Source organism: Maribacter aurantiacus (assembly GCF_005780245.1).
GTDB classification, from domain to species: domain Bacteria; phylum Bacteroidota; class Bacteroidia; order Flavobacteriales; family Flavobacteriaceae; genus Maribacter; species Maribacter flavus.
This window is the reverse complement of record NZ_VBUK01000009.1, coordinates 126,288-144,514: the sequence shown is the minus strand read 5'-3', so window position 1 is coordinate 144,514 and position 18,227 is coordinate 126,288. Positions and strand designations below refer to the sequence as shown.

General features: G+C 40.4%; 30 protein-coding genes. All 30 read right to left on the bottom strand.

Annotation, left to right across the window (positions count from 1 at the left end; all coding sequences use genetic code 11):
- Nucleotides 1-51: 51 nt before the first annotated feature.
- Nucleotides 52-1,338: a citrate synthase gene (locus tag FEK29_RS14405; RefSeq protein ID WP_138259133.1), complete on the bottom strand. Its 1,287-nt coding sequence runs from the start codon at nt 1,336-1,338 to the stop codon at nt 52-54.
- Between the two features lie 116 nt (nt 1,339-1,454).
- Nucleotides 1,455-2,990: a glycogen synthase gene (locus FEK29_RS14400; protein ID WP_138259132.1), complete on the bottom strand. Its 1,536-nt coding sequence runs from the start codon at nt 2,988-2,990 to the stop codon at nt 1,455-1,457.
- 106 nt (nt 2,991-3,096) lie between these two features.
- Nucleotides 3,097-4,389, bottom strand: coding sequence for a phosphopyruvate hydratase (gene eno / locus FEK29_RS14395; RefSeq protein WP_138259131.1), 1,293 nt, complete (start codon nt 4,387-4,389; stop codon nt 3,097-3,099).
- Nucleotides 4,390-4,496: 107 nt separating this feature from the next.
- Nucleotides 4,497-5,624 carry a glutamine-hydrolyzing carbamoyl-phosphate synthase small subunit gene (gene carA / locus FEK29_RS14390; protein ID WP_138259130.1) on the bottom strand — a complete coding sequence of 376 codons (1,128 nt, stop codon included), beginning with the start codon at nt 5,622-5,624 and terminating at the stop codon, nt 4,497-4,499.
- Between the two features lie 96 nt (nt 5,625-5,720).
- The gene (gene rplQ / locus FEK29_RS14385; RefSeq protein ID WP_138259129.1) at nt 5,721-6,308 is read right to left on the bottom strand and encodes a 50S ribosomal protein L17; all 588 of its coding nucleotides are present in this window, start codon (nt 6,306-6,308) and stop codon (nt 5,721-5,723) included.
- 60 nt (nt 6,309-6,368) lie between these two features.
- Nucleotides 6,369-7,361, bottom strand: a complete 993-nt coding sequence (locus FEK29_RS14380; RefSeq protein WP_125221120.1) for a DNA-directed RNA polymerase subunit alpha — start codon at nt 7,359-7,361, stop codon at nt 6,369-6,371.
- A gap of 19 nt (nt 7,362-7,380) precedes the next feature.
- Nucleotides 7,381-7,986 (bottom strand): 30S ribosomal protein S4, encoded by a 606-nt coding sequence (gene rpsD / locus FEK29_RS14375; RefSeq protein ID WP_099546251.1) that lies wholly within the window; start codon nt 7,984-7,986, stop codon nt 7,381-7,383.
- 87 nt (nt 7,987-8,073) lie between these two features.
- Nucleotides 8,074-8,466, bottom strand: a complete 393-nt coding sequence (gene rpsK, locus FEK29_RS14370; protein ID WP_138259128.1) for a 30S ribosomal protein S11 — start codon at nt 8,464-8,466, stop codon at nt 8,074-8,076.
- Nucleotides 8,467-8,571: 105 nt separating this feature from the next.
- Entirely contained in the window at nt 8,572-8,946 is a 375-nt protein-coding gene (rpsM, locus tag FEK29_RS14365) for a 30S ribosomal protein S13 (RefSeq protein WP_138259127.1), read from the bottom strand.
- A 2-nt stretch (nt 8,947-8,948) separates the two neighbouring features.
- A complete protein-coding gene (gene ykgO, locus FEK29_RS14360) occupies nt 8,949-9,065 on the bottom strand; it encodes a type B 50S ribosomal protein L36 (RefSeq protein ID WP_013305171.1) in 117 nt (38 codons plus the stop codon).
- A 6-nt stretch (nt 9,066-9,071) separates the two neighbouring features.
- On the bottom strand, nt 9,072-9,287 hold the full coding sequence (gene infA / locus FEK29_RS14355) for a translation initiation factor IF-1 (protein WP_013305172.1): 216 nt from the start codon (nt 9,285-9,287) through the stop codon (nt 9,072-9,074).
- 3 nt (nt 9,288-9,290) lie between these two features.
- Nucleotides 9,291-10,634 (bottom strand): preprotein translocase subunit SecY, encoded by a 1,344-nt coding sequence (gene secY / locus FEK29_RS14350; RefSeq protein ID WP_138259126.1) that lies wholly within the window; start codon nt 10,632-10,634, stop codon nt 9,291-9,293.
- Nucleotides 10,635-10,648: 14 nt separating this feature from the next.
- Complete coding sequence (gene rplO, locus FEK29_RS14345) at nt 10,649-11,101, bottom strand: 50S ribosomal protein L15 (protein WP_138259125.1); 453 nt, start codon at nt 11,099-11,101, stop codon at nt 10,649-10,651.
- 11 nt (nt 11,102-11,112) lie between these two features.
- Entirely contained in the window at nt 11,113-11,292 is a 180-nt protein-coding gene (gene rpmD, locus FEK29_RS14340) for a 50S ribosomal protein L30 (protein WP_138259124.1), read from the bottom strand.
- An 11-nt stretch (nt 11,293-11,303) separates the two neighbouring features.
- Nucleotides 11,304-11,828, bottom strand: a complete 525-nt coding sequence (gene rpsE, locus FEK29_RS14335; protein WP_138259123.1) for a 30S ribosomal protein S5 — start codon at nt 11,826-11,828, stop codon at nt 11,304-11,306.
- A gap of 9 nt (nt 11,829-11,837) precedes the next feature.
- On the bottom strand, nt 11,838-12,194 hold the full coding sequence (gene rplR, locus FEK29_RS14330; protein ID WP_138259122.1) for a 50S ribosomal protein L18: 357 nt from the start codon (nt 12,192-12,194) through the stop codon (nt 11,838-11,840).
- Nucleotides 12,195-12,204: 10 nt separating this feature from the next.
- Nucleotides 12,205-12,747 carry a 50S ribosomal protein L6 gene (gene rplF, locus FEK29_RS14325; protein WP_138259121.1) on the bottom strand — a complete coding sequence of 181 codons (543 nt, stop codon included), beginning with the start codon at nt 12,745-12,747 and terminating at the stop codon, nt 12,205-12,207.
- Nucleotides 12,748-12,765: 18 nt separating this feature from the next.
- Nucleotides 12,766-13,164 (bottom strand): 30S ribosomal protein S8, encoded by a 399-nt coding sequence (rpsH, locus tag FEK29_RS14320; protein WP_138259120.1) that lies wholly within the window; start codon nt 13,162-13,164, stop codon nt 12,766-12,768.
- A gap of 65 nt (nt 13,165-13,229) precedes the next feature.
- Entirely contained in the window at nt 13,230-13,499 is a 270-nt protein-coding gene (gene rpsN / locus FEK29_RS14315) for a 30S ribosomal protein S14 (protein WP_138259119.1), read from the bottom strand.
- 1 nt (nt 13,500) lies between these two features.
- Complete coding sequence (rplE, locus tag FEK29_RS14310; RefSeq protein WP_094996001.1) at nt 13,501-14,052, bottom strand: 50S ribosomal protein L5; 552 nt, start codon at nt 14,050-14,052, stop codon at nt 13,501-13,503.
- Nucleotides 14,053-14,054: 2 nt separating this feature from the next.
- Nucleotides 14,055-14,369, bottom strand: a complete 315-nt coding sequence (gene rplX, locus FEK29_RS14305) for a 50S ribosomal protein L24 (protein ID WP_138259118.1) — start codon at nt 14,367-14,369, stop codon at nt 14,055-14,057.
- 13 nt (nt 14,370-14,382) lie between these two features.
- The gene (gene rplN / locus FEK29_RS14300; RefSeq protein WP_027064819.1) at nt 14,383-14,751 is read right to left on the bottom strand and encodes a 50S ribosomal protein L14; all 369 of its coding nucleotides are present in this window, start codon (nt 14,749-14,751) and stop codon (nt 14,383-14,385) included.
- 3 nt (nt 14,752-14,754) lie between these two features.
- Nucleotides 14,755-15,012, bottom strand: a complete 258-nt coding sequence (gene rpsQ, locus FEK29_RS14295) for a 30S ribosomal protein S17 (RefSeq protein WP_094996003.1) — start codon at nt 15,010-15,012, stop codon at nt 14,755-14,757.
- Between the two features lie 13 nt (nt 15,013-15,025).
- Complete coding sequence (gene rpmC, locus FEK29_RS14290) at nt 15,026-15,217, bottom strand: 50S ribosomal protein L29 (RefSeq protein WP_094996004.1); 192 nt, start codon at nt 15,215-15,217, stop codon at nt 15,026-15,028.
- 12 nt (nt 15,218-15,229) lie between these two features.
- Nucleotides 15,230-15,655, bottom strand: coding sequence for a 50S ribosomal protein L16 (gene rplP / locus FEK29_RS14285; protein ID WP_138259117.1), 426 nt, complete (start codon nt 15,653-15,655; stop codon nt 15,230-15,232).
- A gap of 21 nt (nt 15,656-15,676) precedes the next feature.
- The gene (gene rpsC, locus FEK29_RS14280; RefSeq protein WP_138259116.1) at nt 15,677-16,396 is read right to left on the bottom strand and encodes a 30S ribosomal protein S3; all 720 of its coding nucleotides are present in this window, start codon (nt 16,394-16,396) and stop codon (nt 15,677-15,679) included.
- A gap of 1 nt (nt 16,397) precedes the next feature.
- Entirely contained in the window at nt 16,398-16,805 is a 408-nt protein-coding gene (rplV, locus tag FEK29_RS14275; RefSeq protein WP_138259115.1) for a 50S ribosomal protein L22, read from the bottom strand.
- Between the two features lie 3 nt (nt 16,806-16,808).
- Entirely contained in the window at nt 16,809-17,087 is a 279-nt protein-coding gene (gene rpsS, locus FEK29_RS14270; protein WP_138259114.1) for a 30S ribosomal protein S19, read from the bottom strand.
- Between the two features lie 13 nt (nt 17,088-17,100).
- Nucleotides 17,101-17,925, bottom strand: a complete 825-nt coding sequence (gene rplB, locus FEK29_RS14265) for a 50S ribosomal protein L2 (RefSeq protein ID WP_138259113.1) — start codon at nt 17,923-17,925, stop codon at nt 17,101-17,103.
- A 9-nt stretch (nt 17,926-17,934) separates the two neighbouring features.
- Nucleotides 17,935-18,225, bottom strand: a complete 291-nt coding sequence (gene rplW / locus FEK29_RS14260) for a 50S ribosomal protein L23 (RefSeq protein ID WP_138259112.1) — start codon at nt 18,223-18,225, stop codon at nt 17,935-17,937.
- Between the last annotated feature and the right edge of the window lie 2 nt (nt 18,226-18,227).

Genomic DNA, 18,227 nt, shown 5'->3' with positions numbered 1-18,227 from the left:
CCCTCTTTAAACTTTAAAAGGGCGTTCTAAATTTTAAAATCGATTATTTGATCAACGAGATTTTAAATCTACAAATGGTCGTAGATTTTCACCGATATACACCTGACGTGGCCTTCCTATGGGCTCTCCCCGTAATCTCATTTCCCTCCATTGGGCAATCCATCCGGGAAGCCTTCCCAAAGCGAACATTACGGTAAACATCTCAGTAGGTATACCCAAAGCGCGGTAAATAATACCCGAATAGAAATCCACGTTGGGATACAGTTTTCTATCTACAAAGTAGGAATCTTCCAAGGCTTCTTTTTCCAATCCTTTGGCGATATCCAAAATGGGATCTTGAATTCCCAAATCTCCCAGTACTTCGTCCGCAGCCTTTTTGATAATCTTGGCGCGAGGATCAAAGTTTTTATAAACCCTGTGACCGAAGCCCATCAGCCTAAAAGGATCATCCTTATCCTTGGCTTTCGCCATATATTTTTTTGTGTCACCGCCATCAGCCTCAATAGCCTCCAACATCTCCAGTACTGCCTGATTGGCTCCGCCATGCAAGGGCCCCCAAAGTGCGGAAATTCCGGCCGACAATGACGCGAACAATCCGGCATGGGATGAACCTACAATACGTACGGTTGAAGTAGAACAGTTTTGTTCGTGGTCTGCATGGAGAATCAATAATTTATCCAAGGCATCGATAACGACCTTGTTCTTTTTGTATTCCTGATTTGGTCTTTTGAACATCATTTTATGAATGTTCTCCACATAACCCAAGGTATCGTCACCATAATCCAAGGGCAAGCCCTTTTTCTTACGTAACGTCCATGCGACCAAAACAGGGAACTTGGCCAAAATTCTAACAATAGAGCGATACATATCCTTTTCCGAACTTACATCTACGGTAGACGGATTAAAAGCGATAAGGGCACTTGTTAGAGAAGAAAGTACGCCCATAGGATGGGCCGACTTTGGAAAACCGTCCAAAATTTTCTTCATCTCTTCGTCAACATGGGATTCATCGGTGATATCCTTATGGAACTTGGCCAATTCATCCTCATTTGGCAATTCACCAAATATTAGTAAGTACGCCACTTCCAAAAAATCGGCTTTCTCGGCTAGCTCCTCTATAGAATATCCCCGATATCTTAAAATACCCTTTTCACCATCCAAAAAAGTAATGGCACTTTCACATGAACCCGTGTTCTTATATCCTGGATCTATTGTAATTATACCTCCTGTTGAGGACCTTAAAGATTTTATATCAATGGCAAGTTCATTTTCCGTTCCTTTAACTACCGGAAATTCATATTTTTTACCATTATATTCTAAAGTAGCTTTATCTGACATCTCTGAATTTTACGTGTTAATCGATTAGCTGTAAATTTAATAAAACAGGGGTATTTTAACAATTCCGCCCACTTCTTTGGGCTAAAATTAACAATAAGTTAGTCGTACGGAAAAACCTATAACAAATAGAGGTCTTTGTAATAAGCATCCACGGAATCTTCCCAGGTGAATCGCATTTTTTTTGCGTTCGCTTTAATTCTTTTCCAAGTGGGTTTATCGTTTTCCCAAACGTTCAGGGCCTCGTCAAAAACCTTCACCATGTTCCTTATCTGCTGGTCATAGGTCTTTCCTTCAAAGGCAAACCCCGTTTTCATGTGGGTTACAGTATCCTTAAGACCCCCTGTATGGTGTACCAGGCAAGGGTTCCCGTTTCTCATGGCCAACATCTGACTTATACCGCATGGCTCGAACAAACTAGGCATAAAATAAAGATCTGTTTCCAAATACATGGAATCTATAAGGTCTTCAGATTGGCCATTGGTGAAAATAAAATTTTTATGCTTGTAGCTCATCTTCCTGAACAGATCTTCATAATCAGGATTACCGGTTCCCAAAAGCATGAAAATACCCTCTGCTTTGTCCAATCTTTTTAAAATTTCCTCAAAAGCTTCGGGCGAACGTTTTAGGAAATAAAATTTCTGTTCCGTCAGCCGGGCAACACTTGATACAATGAACTTGGGCCGGTTCCCAACATATTGCATAATCTTTTCCCCTGTATGGGCGAGAAAATCGGCCTTATACTTTTTGGATTCGTCCTGCAACCATCTAAACAGTGCCTTAACGGTATTCCGATACAGATTGCCTTTTTCGGCCGTTCTAATGTTGTTATAATTGGAGGCATTTAATATCCCGAAGAGCCTTCCTTCATTATTCGCTTTTTGAAGATCCTTTTCCAGCCCCTCACCCCCAATAAATTCGGGCGGCCTGCTCGGCAACATAACGTCTTCCTTATAGGATGGGGAAACCGTGTGTACGGCATCCGCCAATCGAATTCCCACGGCCATAAGATTGATACAATCCTGGTATCTAGGGTCCATTAAACCCTTATGGTCCAATTGAACCTCGGGAAACCAATTATTTACAGAGGCATAGTTGTTGTAAAAGGGTCGGATGCCCTGTATTGCCAAATTATGGATACTGTAGACATATCGCATTTTTTTTAAATCGCGATAAGCGGGATGATAGGTCTTCAAAAAAAGAACCGCGCTGGAATGCCAGTCGTGCATATGGACTACGTCCAATTTTCCAAAGGCACCCACCTTAATAGCTTCTGCCACAGCGGTGCAGAATATCATGAACTTGACGAAATCGTTAAAAAATGGTTCCGTTGGGTCATCATGGTAAATGTGGGCAATACCACCCTCTTTGATTTCAGGGTGATGAATGGCATAATGTGTAATATTCTTTATGATCTTTTTGGGAACAACTTCGTACAACTCCGCCTTATAGACCGTTCCCCTTAAATTGAACTCCAAATCCGTCTTGAAAATCCCGTTTTGATGCAACCTCCCGTAAGATGGCACTACTACATGTGCAAAATCCCCACGATTGGCGATTTCCCTGGGAACGTCCCTCACCACATCGCCCATTCCTCCGGCCTTGCAATTTGGAATCGCATCGTTTTCCGCTGAAACAAATAAAAAATTATTCATACACTTTTAAATAGGGGAATTTATAACCTAGAAAAGGTAATTAAAGTTTTAGACTGTTCCAAAAAAAAAGGCTTTCTAAAAGAAAGCCTTTTTTGCAAAACTATTATTATTTGACCTTAAAGGCCTTTTCCTGAGGATAGTAGGCCATACTTCCCAATTCCTCCTCTATTCTCAACAATTGGTTGTATTTGGCCATACGATCAGATCTGGATGCGGAACCTGTTTTGATTTGTCCTGTATTCAACGCTACGGCCAAATCGGCAATCGTATTATCTTCCGTCTCACCGGACCTATGGGACATTACCGAAGTATATCCTGCATTCTTGGCCATGTTCACCGCTGCAATCGTTTCGGTCAAAGTACCAATTTGATTTACCTTGATCAAAATGGAATTGGCAATGCCTTTCTCGATTCCTGTTGACAATCGTTCTACATTGGTAACGAACAAATCATCACCTACCAATTGAACCTTATCACCAATTTTATCGGTAAGGGCCTTCCAACCATCCCAATCGTTCTCGTCCATTCCGTCCTCAATGGAAATAATTGGATATTTGGCAGTCAAGTCCGCCAAATACTGGGCCTGTTCCTCAGAAGTCCTCACCACTCCCTTATCTCCTTCAAATTTGGTATAATCATATTTACCATCCACATAAAATTCTGCGGATGCACAATCCAAAGCGATCATTACATCGTCCCCCAATTTATAGCCTGCCTTATCAACAGCTTTTGCAATGGTATCCAAAGCGTCCTCAGTTCCACCGGCAAGATTTGGAGCAAATCCACCTTCATCACCTACGGCTGTACTCAAACCCCTATCATGCAATACTTTTTTTAGGTTATGAAAGATCTCAGTACCCATTTGCATGGCATGCGAAAAACTCTTCGCCTTTACGGGCATGATCATAAACTCTTGAAAAGCGATGGGGGCATCTGAATGCGACCCCCCATTAATAATGTTCATCATGGGAACAGGTAGGGTATTGGCACTAACCCCTCCTACATATCTGTATAAGGACATGCCCAACTCATTGGCAGCGGCCTTAGCTGCAGCCAAGGAAACGCCCAAAATAGCGTTTGCACCTAATTTGGATTTGTTAGGAGTACCGTCCAAATCGATCATTGTCTGGTCCAAAAGGTTTTGCTCAAAAACGGACATTCCAAGTATTTCCTCAGCGATGACAGTATTTACGTTTTCAACTGCCTTCATGACCCCTTTGCCCATAAAAGTTTTTCCTCCGTCCCTGAGTTCAACTGCCTCGTGTTCTCCCGTAGAAGCCCCAGATGGTACAGCAGCCCTTCCCATGACACCGTTTTCAGTGATAACATCTACTTCAACAGTGGGATTTCCTCTTGAATCTAAAATTTGTCTTGCGTGAACGCTTAATATGATACTCATTTGTTATTTTCTTTAGTAACTGAATTAAAATGTGATTTGTAAAGATACGAACGTTAAACCCACGTTGTTAAAACGATTGTTCCATTTCAAAGGAATATAACGATTTTTTAAACTTCTGTGGATTGCATTGACGTTTTCTCGATCAACTTGAAAAAATCATCAAAAAGATAGTCCGCATCATGGGGTCCAGGACTTGCTTCCGGGTGGTATTGCACCGAAAAGACGTCCTTGTTTTTCATTCGGATTCCCGCCACGGTTTGGTCATTTAAATGCACATGGGTAATTTCCAAATCCTGATTGGCCTCCGTTTCTTCTCGATTGATTGCAAATCCATGGTTTTGCGAGGTAATTTCCCCCTTCCCGGTAAGTAAATTCAAGATGGGATGGTTGATACCCCTATGACCATTATGCATCTTATAAGTAGAAACGCCATTGGCCAATGCGATGACCTGGTGGCCCAAACAGATTCCAAACAGAGGTTTGTCGGTTTTTATAATCTCCTTGGCAACTTGAATCGCTTCACTTAAAGGTTCCGGATCACCAGGACCGTTTGAAATGAAATAGGCATCCGGATTCCAGTCAGACATTTCTGCGAAGGTTGCGTTGTAAGGGAATACTTTAATATACGCACCACGCTTTTCCAGGTTACGAAGTATATTTTTCTTTATTCCGATATCCAGGGCCGCTATTTTTACGGGCGCTGATGCATCCCCATAAAAATAGGGTTCTTTGGTAGATACCTTTGAGGCGAGTTCCAATCCTTCCATACTGGGAACTTTCTCAAGTTGTTTTTTCAACTCTGGAATATTGTCAACCTCCGTGGAAATGACCGCATTCATAGCCCCATTGTCCCTAATGTAACTGACCAAAGCCCTTGTATCCACATCTGAAATGGCAAAAAGATCGTTCTTGTCCAAAAATTCCTTTAAGCTGGCATCCGCCAAGGGACGGGAATATTCGTAACTAAAATTTCGGCATATGAGCCCGGCTATCTTAATGGTCTCGGATTCCACTTCGTCAACGTTCGTACCGTAATTCCCTATGTGGGCATTGGTAGTTACCATCAATTGACCAAAATAGGAAGGGTCCGTAAATATTTCCTGATAGCCCGTCATACCGGTATTAAAACAGACCTCCCCGAAGGCGGTCCCATCTTTGTCCCCTACCGACTTACCATAAAAAATGGTTCCATCGGCCAATAATATTAAAGCTTTCTTTTTGGCTTGATACTTCATGATGTTCCTTTTCTATTTATCCGTTCACAAAAAAACATAAAAAAAGGATAGGCTGTAAGACCTATCCTTTTATAATTATCAATATTTATTGACATGTTACTCTTTTGAGTCATCCTCTTTTTTTACCTCGTTTTCAGGCTGTGATTCAGCTTCTGGGGCAGTCTCGACTTCCGGAGCCGCTTCCTCTGCAACTACTTCCTTCACTTCTGTCTCCTCTGCTTTAGGAGCATCGGCACCTGAACTCTTTCCACCTCTTCTACTTCTTCTAGTAGATTTTTTCTTAGGCTTACCGGCATTGTATAGTTCGTTGAAATCAACCAACTCTATCATGGCCATATCCGCGTTATCACCCAATCTATTTCCCAATTTGATGATTCTAGTATAACCACCAGGTCTATCGGCGACCTTTTCAGCAACAACGCTGAACAATTCAGACACGGCATATTTATCACGAAGGTTTTTAAAAGCGATACGTCTGTTGTGCGTACCTTTTTCTGCGGATTGATTATTTTCAGCTTTGGATTTTGTAATCAATGGCTCAATAAATTGCTTTAAAGCTTTAGCCTTTGCAACCGTTGTATTGATTCTTTTATGCTCAATTAAAGAACATGCCATGTTGGCCAACATAGCCTTTCTATGCGCCGATTTTCTTCCTAAATGGTTAACTTTTTTACCGTGTCTCATTATTATAGTATTATCATCTTGCTACCAAACTCGGTCGAACGAGGAGCAAAATATGATTAATTAATCCTTATCTAATTTGTATTTTGAAAGATCCATTCCAAAGCTCAGTCCTTTGTTGATTACCAACTCCTCAAGCTCTGTAAGGGATTTTTTTCCGAAGTTTCTAAACTTCATCAAATCGTTTTTGTTGAAAGAAACCAAATCTCCCAAGGTATCCACCTCCGCTGCCTTTAGACAGTTCAAGGCACGTACAGAAAGGTCCATATCAACCAATTTGGTCTTCAACAACTGTCTCATGTGCAGGGATTCCTCATCATAGGTTTCCGTTTGCGCGATTTCATCGGCTTCAAGCGTAATACGCTCATCAGAGAACAACATGAAATGATGGATCAATACCTTGGCAGCCTCCGTTAGGGCATCCTTAGGATGTATGGAACCATCGGATACAATCTCAAAAACCAATTTTTCATAGTCGGTCTTTTGCTCAACACGATAGTTCTCTATGCTATACTTTACGTTCTTGATCGGCGTAAAGATAGAGTCGACAGCTATTGTTCCAATTGGAGCACCGGACTTCTTGTTTTCTTCAGCAGGAACATATCCCCTACCCTTATCTATGGTAATTTCCATATTTATACTGATCTTGGGGTCCATGTTACAAATGACCAAGTCTGGATTAAGCACTTGGTAACCAGAGATGAACTTTTGGAAATCCCCGGCAGTCAATTGTTCCTTACCACTAACTGAAATGGAAACGACTTCAGCCTCAGAATCTTCGATCTGCTTCTTGAAACGAACTTGTTTTAAGTTTAGGATAATTTCGGTCACATCTTCTACAACACCCGAAATCACTGAGAACTCATGTTCTACTTTATCAATCCTTACGGATGTAATGGCATGGCCTTCCAAGGAAGAAAGCAACACCCTTCTAAGTGCATTCCCAACAGTTAATCCATAACCAGGCTCCAAAGGACGAAATTCGAACTTTCCTTCGAAGTCTGAGGAATCGATCATTATTACTTTATCGGGTTTCTGAAAATTAAATAATGCCATAATTGGATCAGTGTTGTTTTTATTTTGAGTAAAGCTCGACGATTAATTGTTCTTTGATGTTTTCAGGAATCTGAAGTCTCTCCGGAACGGAAACGAATGTCCCCTCCTTTTTTTCGCTATTCCAAGTAATCCATTCGTAAACACTACTGTTTGCCGAAAGTGAATCCTGAATACTTTGTAAAGACTTGGATTTTTCCCTAACACCTACAACGTCTCCTGCCTTTAATGTATAGGAAGGAATATTTACGATATCGCCGTTCACTGTGATATGTCTATGGGAAACCAATTGTCTGGCACCGCTTCTTGAAGGGGAAATTCCCATTCTGAACACCACGTTATCCAAGCGGCTCTCACATAATTGCAAAAGAATCTCACCCGTAACACCTTCTTTTCTTTTGGCAGTGGCGAAAAGGTTTCTAAACTGCTTTTCCAGAATACCGTAGGTATATTTAGCTTTTTGTTTTTCCATCAACTGTACGGAATACTCAGACTGCTTTCCTCTACGCCTGTTGCTTCCATGTTGTCCTGGAGGGTAATTTTTTTTCTCAAAGGATTTATCGTCCCCGAATATCGCCTCACCAAATTTTCGGGCGATTTTTGATTTAGGTCCTGTGTATCTTGCCATTTTCTAAAATTATGAAGGTGGGATTATGAATTAAGGCTTATCCTTCGATAATCGTAATTACACCTTCGGTGAAATATTAATACTTAATTAAACTCGTCTTCTTTTTGGAGGTCTGCACCCATTGTGAGGCATTGGTGTAACATCTATGATTTCAGTTACCTCAATTCCAGAATTGTGTATGGAGCGGATAGCGGATTCACGACCATTTCCAGGTCCCTTCACAAAAACCTTCACTTTTCTCAAACCTGCTTCATGGGCAACTTTTGAACAATCCTCTGCCGCAACTTGCGCAGCATAAGGTGTGTTCTTCTTAGACCCCCTGAATCCTAATTTTCCTGCCGATGACCAAGAAATAACATCACCTTTTTTATTAGTCAAAGAAATGATTATATTATTGAATGAGGCATTTATATGTGCCTCTCCCACGGAATCAACGATAACTTTACGCTTTTTTACTACTTTCGTATTAGCCTTTGCCATATTTTTTTAGTTTCTAGTTGTTAGTTTTAAGTTATTGGAATCCTAGACTTTTACATTTCAAACAGATTCTTCTAACGTCTAAATACTAATGACTACTATTGATTATTATTTAGTTGCTTTCTTCTTGTTAGCAACTGTTTTTCTCTTTCCTTTTCTGGTCCTAGAGTTGTTCTTTGTACGTTGACCCCTTAATGGCAAGCCAGCTCTATGACGTATACCCCTGTAACATCCAATGTCCATTAAACGCTTAATATTCAATTGAATCTCGGAGCGTAACTCACCTTCTATAGTAAAGGAAGAAACTGCATCCCTAATACGACCTATCTCATCATCGTTCCAATCAGAAACTTTAGTATCCTCACTAACTTGGGCTTTACTCAAAATTTCCTTGGCCCTGCTCTTTCCTATCCCGTAAATATAGGTCAAGGCGATTACGCCTCTTTTTTGTTTTGGTATATCAATACCCGCGATTCTTGCCATAATTACCCTTGTCTTTGTTTAAATCTAGGATTCTTTTTGTTGATTACGTACAATCTGCCTTTCCTGCGAACAATCTTACAGTCGGCACTTCTCTTTTTTACTGATGCTCTTACTTTCATGCTATCTTAGTATCTATAAGTAATTCTTGCTTTTGTAAGGTCATAAGGACTCATTTCCAATTTGACCTTATCTCCAGGTAATAATTTGATATAATGCATACGCATCTTACCTGAAATATGCGCTGTAACTACATGTCCATTTTCCAATTCAACTCGGAACATTGCGTTAGACAATGCCTCTATAATGGATCCATCTTGTTCTATCGCTGCTTGTTTGGCCATAAATTATGCTACTTTTCTATTTTTTCCGGTTTTCATCAATCCATCGTAATGTCTATTCAATAGATATGAATTCACCTGTTGCACAGTGTCGATTGCAACCCCTACCATAATTAAAAGGGAAGTTCCACCATAAAATAGTGCCCATCCGGCCTGTACATCCAATAATTTTACGACGATGGCTGGTAAAACGGCCAGCAAAGCTAAAAATATTGATCCAGGTAACGTAATTAATGACATTATTTTATCCAAATAATCGCCAGTTTCCTTTCCAGGTCTAATTCCTGGAATAAAACCTCCACTACGTTTCAAGTCATCCGCCATTTTATTGGTAGGTACGGTAATAGCGGTGTAGAAGTAGGTAAAAATTATAATAAGGAAAGCAAATAACAAGTTGTAGGCCCAACCAAAAATATCACTGAATTGTACCTGCATCCACTGTCCAAAAGTTGTATCATCAAAAGCACCACCGATCATACCAGGAACGAACATAATTGCCTGTGCAAAAATTATGGGCATTACTCCAGAAGCATTAAGCTTTAAAGGAATATATTGTCTAGATCCCATTACGTTCTTTTCATATCCTCCGGAAGCGGTCCTTCTAGCATACTGAACGGGTATCTGCCTGGTGGCCATTACCAACAATACACTTGCCAAAATCACTAAGAACCAAACAATAACTTCAATCAGAATGAACATAAGTCCACCGTTATTATTGGTTGTCCTGGAAACAAACTCCTGTACAAAAGATTGCGGCATCGTGGCTATGATACCAATCATAATCAATAAAGAAATACCGTTTCCAATGCCCTTATCGGTGATTTTCTCACCCAACCACATTGCAAAAACACAGCCCGAAACCAATATAATAACTGCCGGAATCATAAAATCCAAACCTTTACCCAATATAAAGGCACTATCAGGAACACCAAATGCACCTAGACCATATAAATAAGCAGGAGCTTGAACAATACAAATACCAATGGTCAACCAACGTGTAATCTGATTAATAGTCTTTCTACCACTTTCCCCTTCCTTTTGTAATTTCTGAAGATACGGTATGGCAATACCCATTAATTGGACTACGATAGAGGCCGATATATAAGGCATGATACCCAAGGCAAAAATAGACGCATTCGCAAATGCCCCTCCCGTAAAAGCGTTAAGTAGACCAAAAATACCTTGGTCAGTACCATCGGCCAAACCACCTAATTGGGTAGAATCAATACCTGGAAGAACGATTTGACAACCAAACCTATACACCAAAAGAAGCCCAAGAGTAATTAGTATCCTACTCCTTAGCTCCTCTATTTTCCAAATATTGGATATTGTATCTATAAATTTCTTCATGTTCCCGTATATACTTATAAACTTATTGCTTCACCACCCGCAGCCTCGATAGCAGCTTTTGCGGAAGCAGTAAATTTATGTACCGATACCTTTAGAGCGGTCTTTAGTTCACCGCCTCCTAATATTTTAACTAAGTCATTTTTTCCTACAATGCCGTTTTCGACCAAAGTTTCGAAGGAAACTGAACTCTCAATTACTTTGTTATCTACTAACTCCTGTAATTTTCCAAGGTTTATTCCTTTGTAGTCCTTTCTATTTATGTTGGTAAAACCAAACTTGGGAACTCGTCTCTGCAAGGGCATCTGACCACCTTCGAACCCAATTTTTTTTGAGTAACCAGATCTAGATTTAGCACCTTTATGCCCTCTTGCAGCGGTACCACCTTTACCTGAGCCTTGTCCTCTACCTAAACGTTTACCCTCTCTATTAACGGAACCTTCTGCAGGTTTTAGATTACTTAAGTTCATTAGATTTATGTTTAAGCTTCTTCGGTAGAAACCAAATGTTTAACTTTATTTATCATTCCAAGAATATTAGGTGTTGCATCATGTTCAACAACCTGACCTATTCCTTTCAATCCAAGAGCTTGCAACGTCCTTTTTTGGTTCTGTGGCTTCTTAATACCGCTCTTTACTTGTTTTACTTTAATTTTTGCCATAATTAACTGTCTTAACCTTTAAAAACCTTCTCCAAGGAAACTCCCCTCTGTTGTGAAATTGTTTTGGCATTCCTTAATTGTAATAATGCGTCAAAAGTTGCCTTTACTACATTGTGAGGATTCGAAGATCCTTGAGATTTAGATAATACATCGTGAACACCCACGGCCTCTAATACCGCCCTAACTGCTCCACCGGCAATCACACCTGTACCATGCGATGCAGGTTGAATGTAAACTCGAGCACCACCATATTTACCTTTTTGCTCATGAGGCAAAGTACCTTTGTTCAAAGGAATACGAATCAAATTCTTTTTTCCGTCCTCAATGGCCTTTGCGATTGCGGTAGCCACCTCTTTTGATTTACCAAGACCGTGTCCTACCACTCCATTTTCATCGCCAACAACTACGATAGCAGAAAAACCAAATGCCCTACCACCTTTCGTAACTTTGGTAACACGCTGAACGCCCACCAATCTATCCTTTAAATCTAAACCTCCTGGTTTAACTGTTTCTACATTTTTGTACTTCTGGAACATACCTATTATTTAGAATTTTAAACCTGCTTCCCTTGCACCCTCTGCCAAGGACTTAACCCTTCCATGGTAAAGGTTTCCGCCCCTATCAAAAGCTACCTTTTCTATACCGGCAGCCTTAGATTTTTCTGCAATCGCCTTACCTACAAGAGCAGCAATTTCCGTTTTGTTTCCTTTTGCCGATGCGATATCCTTGTCTCTGGAGGAAGCAGCCGCCAAAGTAACACCTTTCACATCATCTATCAATTGTGCATAGATTTCGCTGTTGCTTCTAAAGACGGATAATCTTGGCCTTTCGGCAGTTCCATTGGAAACCTTGCGGATTCTCCTTCGAATTCTATACTTTCTTTGTGTTTTTGATAATCCCATAATACTTTTATTAAGCCGATTTACCTGCTTTTCTTCTTAATTGTTCACCAACAAATTTGACACCTTTTCCTTTGTAAGGCTCTGGCTTACGGAAGGATCTAATCTTCGCCGCAATGTGCCCAACCAACTGCTTATCGTGTGAAGTTAGTTTTACAATAGGGTTCTTACCTTTTTCTGATATGGTCTCAACTTTTACCTCTGGTGCCAAGTCGAAAATAATATTGTGGGAAAAACCTAAAGCCAAATCAAGTTTTTGACCTTGGTTACTTGCTCTATAACCTACACCTACCAATTCCAATTCCTTGGTCCATCCTTGTGACACACCCTTCACCATATTCAATACCAATGCTCTGTACAGACCATGCTTTGCTTTATGCTCTTTAGAGTCAGACGGCCTTGTTACAAATGCCTGCCCGTCTTCTATTTTTATATCTACTCCAGAGAACTCTTGAGTCAATTCACCTAATTTCCCTTTAACGGTAATTTCCTTATCCTTGACCTCTATGGTTACGCCTTCTGGAATTGCTATCGGATTATTTCCTATTCTAGACATCTTCTAACTCTTTTTCTATTAATATACGTAGCATAAAACCTCCCCACCAACGTTCTCCGCCTTGGCTTGCTTACTCGTCATAACACCGTGAGACGTTGAAACAATCGCAATACCCAATCCATTGAGGACCCTAGGCAAGTTAGCGTTGGAAGCATACTTTCTCAAACCTGGCTTACTAATACGCTCTATTTTCTTAATTACAGGTTCTTTGGTTAATTTATCGTATTTCAAGGCAATTTTTATAGTACCTTGAACTTTGTCATCCTCGAACTTATAACTTAAAATATATCCTTGATCGAATAATATTTTAGTAATTTCCTTTTTCAAATTCGACGCAGGGATTTCAACAACTCTGTGTCCTGCCCTACTCGCATTTCTAATCCTTGTTAGATAATCTGCTATAGTATCTGTTACCATTTATATATAATTCGGTGACGGTTTTTAGCCTTTTGCTAAACCTGAAACCAGTTATTCAATTTATTTTACCAGCTGGCTTTTTTAACCCCAGGTATCAAACCTTGGTTTGCCATTTCCCTGAACATTACCCTAGAGATACCAAAAGTCCTCATGTAACCTTTAGGTCTTCCGGTAAGTTTACACCTGTTGTGCATACGTACCGGAGAGGCATTTCTTGGCAATTTCTGTAGCGCCTCATAATCTCCAGCTTCCTTTAAAGCTTTACGTTTTTCAGCATATTTAGCTACAGCCTTTGCCCTTTTTCTCTCACGGGCTTTCATTGATTCTTTAGCCATCCTAGTTCTTTTTAAAAGGTAATCCTAATTCCGTTAATAATGATTTTGCTTCCTTATCCGTTTCGGCAGAGGTTACAAATGTCACATCCATCCCATTGATTCTGTTAATCTTATCAATATTGATCTCTGGGAAAATGATTTGCTCCGTGATTCCAAGGTTATAGTTACCACGTCCATCAAAACCAGTGGCCTTAATTCCTTGAAAATCCCTAACCCTAGGAAGGGCCGAAGTAACCAATCTATCCAAAAATTCATACATCCGGTCTCCTCTCAGTGTCACCTTAGCACCTATCGGCATACCTTTTCTTAGTTTGAAAGCCGCAACGTCCTTTTTAGACATGGTAGCCACTGCCTTTTGACCCGTAATCATTGTCATCTCATCCACAGCATGATCAATGAGTTTTTTATCGGCCACAGCAGCACCAACACCCCTACTCACAACAATCTTCTTGAGTTTTGGAACCTGCATTACGTTCTTGTAACCAAATTCTTCGGTCAAGGCCGCTACGATACGGTCTTTATATTCTTTCTTTAATCTTGCAACGTAAGCCATAACTAAATTACTTCATTTGATTTCTTGGCAACTCTAACCTTTTTTCCGTCTCTCACCTCGTAACCTACTCTCGTAGTTTCACCAGATTTTGAGTCGATCAACGATAAATTGGAAATATGGATCAAGGCTTCCTTTTTAACGATACCACCTTGGGGGTTTTGTGCACTTGGTTTTTCATGTTTGGAAACCATATTCACTCCCTCTACAATCGCTTTATTTTTTTCAAGATTTACGGACATAACCTTACCTTCAGAACCTTTATGGTCTCCGGCAACGACCCTTACCGTATCTCCTGTTTTTATCTTTAACTTCTTCATTTTACTAGTCTAATTATAGTACCTCGGGGGCCAATGAAACAATTTTCATGAACTGCTTGTCCCTTAGCTCTCTCGCTACGGGGCCGAAAACACGCGTACCTCGCATTTCACCTGCTGGATTCAACAATACACATGCATTGTCATCAAATCGGATATAAGAACCATCCGGTCTTCTTACCTCCTTTTTGGTCCTAACAACCACGGCTGTAGAAACCGCACCCTTTTTTATACCTCCGTTTGGAGTAGCTTCCTTTACGGTAACTACGATTTTATCCCCAATGGAAGCGTATCTTCTTTTTGTACCACCTAGAACACGGATAGTTAAAACTTCCTTAGCTCCGGTATTATCCGCTACCTTTAATCTAGATTCTTGCTGTAACATAACTTATTTGGCTCTTTCTAAGATTTCTACTAACCTCCAACACTTGGTCTTGCTCATAGGACGTGTCTCCATAATCTTTACGGTATCGCCGATATTGCAATCGTTCTTTTCGTCATGGGCAACATATTTCTTTGTTTTCAAAACGAACTTACCGTACATAGGGTGTTTAACTCTCTTAACCTCAGAAACAACAATGGACTTTTCCATCTTGTCGCTGGTTACTACCCCAATTCTCTCTTTTCTTAAGTTTCTTTTTTCCATAAAGCAGAACCAATTATTGGTTTTCCCTTTTAGTTAATTCAGTAGCCAATCTTGCAACCGTTCTTCTTACTTTTCTAATTTGAAGAGGGTTTTCCAATGGAGTCACAAAATGAGCCATTTTTAAATCTGCATGTTGCTTCTTATACTCTGCAAGTTTTTCCGTAAGCCCTTCAACAGACAACTCCTTTATTTCTTGATTTTTCATGATTTCCTACGATTAATTGTCAACTGTATAATCTCTTGCAACAATGAATTTTGTTCGTACCGGTAGCTTCTGAGCCGCAAGTCTAAGTGCCTCTTTGGCTATGTCAATTGACACACCGGCAATTTCGAACATCACTCTACCTGGCTTTACAACGGCCACAAAGTATTCAGGCGCACCCTTTCCTTTACCCATACGCACCTCCAAAGGTTTTTTGGTAATAGGCTTGTCTGGAAAAATTTTTATCCATAGTTGACCTTCCCTTTTCATATATCTTGTAGCTGCAATACGAGCGGCTTCAATTTGACGGGAAGTCAAAAAAGAAGAGTCCATAGATTTTATTCCGAACATACCATTAGAAAGTTGATGCCCTCTGCCGGCAATACCTTTCATCCGGCCTTTCTGCATTTTTCGGAACTTAGTTCTTTTTGGTTGTAACATTTTTCTCTACTTCTTTAGTTATTACTTTCTACGACGTGGCTTTCTTGCACCTTCTTGTTTACCGGGTTTGGAGGCCTGTCCTTTTTGCATTCCAGTTAATGGAGAAAGTTCCCTTTTTCCATAAACTTCACCTTTCATAATCCAAACCTTAATACCCAATTTTCCATAAGTAGTTTGAGCTTCTTGTAAAGCATAGTCTATATCAGCCCTGAAAGTGGACAATGGAATTCTACCTTCTTTGTAAGATTCTGAACGTGCCATTTCCGCACCATTCAAACGACCGGATATCTGTACTTTAATACCTTCCGCATTCATCCTCATAGCAGCGGCAATCGCCATTTTAATTGCTCTCCTAAAAGAAATTCGGCTCTCGATTTGACGTGCAATACTGGCAGCAACAAGATTGGCATCCAACTCAGGTCTCTTAATTTCGTAGATATTTATCTGGACTTCCTTATTGGTAATCTTTTTAAGCTCTTCCTTCAACTTATCTACCTCTTGCCCGCCTTTACCTATTATAATTCCAGGTCTTGCCGTAGTTACGGTAACCGTTATAAGTTTAAGGGTTCTTTCGATAATAACCCTGGAAACGCTTGCCTTAGAAAGCCTAGCATGGATATACTTTCTAATCTTATCATCCTCTGCCAACTTATCGCCGTAATCATTTCCACCGTACCAGTTGGACTCCCATCCCCTGATAATTCCTAGACGATTTCCTATTGGATTTGTTTTCTGTCCCATTCTAGCTTTCTGTATTTGTATTAGACCCTAAAACCAAGGTTACGTGGTTTGAACGTTTTCTTATCCTATGTGCCCTTCCTTGAGGAGCAGGACGCAACCTTTTGAGCATTGCCCCACTGTCCACACGAATTTCGGAAACAACCAAATCAGCGTCTTCTAAACTGGCATCCTCGTTCTTGGCTTGCCAATTGGCCAAAGCGGATAACAACAATTTTTCCAACTTTCTCGAAGCTTCCTTAGGATTGAATCTCAATATAGCCAAAGCCCTTTCTACCTTCTCGCCACGAACTAAATCGGCAACCAATCTCATTTTCCGTGGTGATGTTGGACAGTTGTTCAATTTAGCGAAAGCTACTTTCTGCTTTTCAGCCTTAATTCTTTCGGCCATTTGTTTTTTACGAACTCCCATAGCTTACTTCTTACCTTTATTCTTTGCACCTGCATGACCTCTAAAAGACCTTGTTGGTGAAAATTCTCCTAATTTATGTCCAACCATGTTCTCGGTTACGAAAACAGGTACAAATTGTTTCCCATTATGCACAGCAATTGTAAGTCCTACAAAATCCGGAGTTATCATTGATGCCCTGGACCATGTTTTTATTACGGACTTCTTACCGGAAGAAACACTTTCCTGAATCTTCTTTTCTAAACTGTAATGAACGTAAGGTCCTTTTTTTAGTGAACGTGCCATTTCTTTCTACTTTTTATTTCTTTCTACGTTCTATTATATACTTATTGGTACTCTTGGTCTTAGATCGAGTTCTATAACCTTTAGCAGGTACACCATTTCTTGATCTTGGGTGACCTCCTGAAGCCCTACCTTCACCACCTCCCATTGGATGATCAACAGGGTTCATAGCAACTGGCCTTGTTCTAGGCCTTCTACCCAACCATCTACTTCTACCGGCTTTACCAGACACCAACAACTGATGATCAGAGTTTGAAACAGCACCAACGGTAGCCATACAAGCAGATAAAACCAATCTTGTTTCACCAGAAGGCATTTTTACGGTTACAAATTTCCCATCCTTTGCCATCAACTGAGCAAAAGTACCGGCACTCCTAGCCATCACAGCACCTTGTCCAGGACGTAACTCGATACAGGAAATAATGGTACCCAAAGGAATTTCACCGAGAGGCAAAGCATTTCCAATTTCTGGGGCAGAACCTGTACCGGCAGAAACCTGCTGGTCAACCTTCAAACCATTTTGGGCAATAACATATCTCTTCTCACCATCAGCATACTCCAACAACGCAATAAATGCCGTTCTATTTGGATCATACTCAATCGACTTTACGATAGCTGTCACATCTTGCTTATCCCTTTTGAAATCGATTACACGGTACCTTCTTTTATGACCACCTCCCTTTTGGCGAATGGTCATCTTTCCTTGACTGTTTCTACCTCCCGACTTTTTTAACGGAGCAAGTAAGCTCTTCTCCGGCTTATCAGCAGTAATGGCGTCAAACCCATTTACTACTCTAAAACGCTGTCCAGGAGTGATTGGTTTTAATTTTCTAACTGACATTCCTTGTCTTTATAGATTACTGTAAAAATCAATTATATCACCTTCCACAACATCGACAATTGCCTTCTTTGTAGCGTTTGTCTTTCCATGCTGCACACCAGTTTTTGTATATCTGGTCTTTCTAGATGGCCCATAATTCATCGTTCTAACTTTCTTCACCGAAACACCATAAGTAGCTTCCACCGCATCCTTAATCTGAATCTTGTTGGCCTTCGGATCAACTAGGAAACCATAACGGTTGTTCAACTCGCCTTCAGCGGTCATCTTTTCCGTTATAATTGGTTTTATCAACACGCTCATGA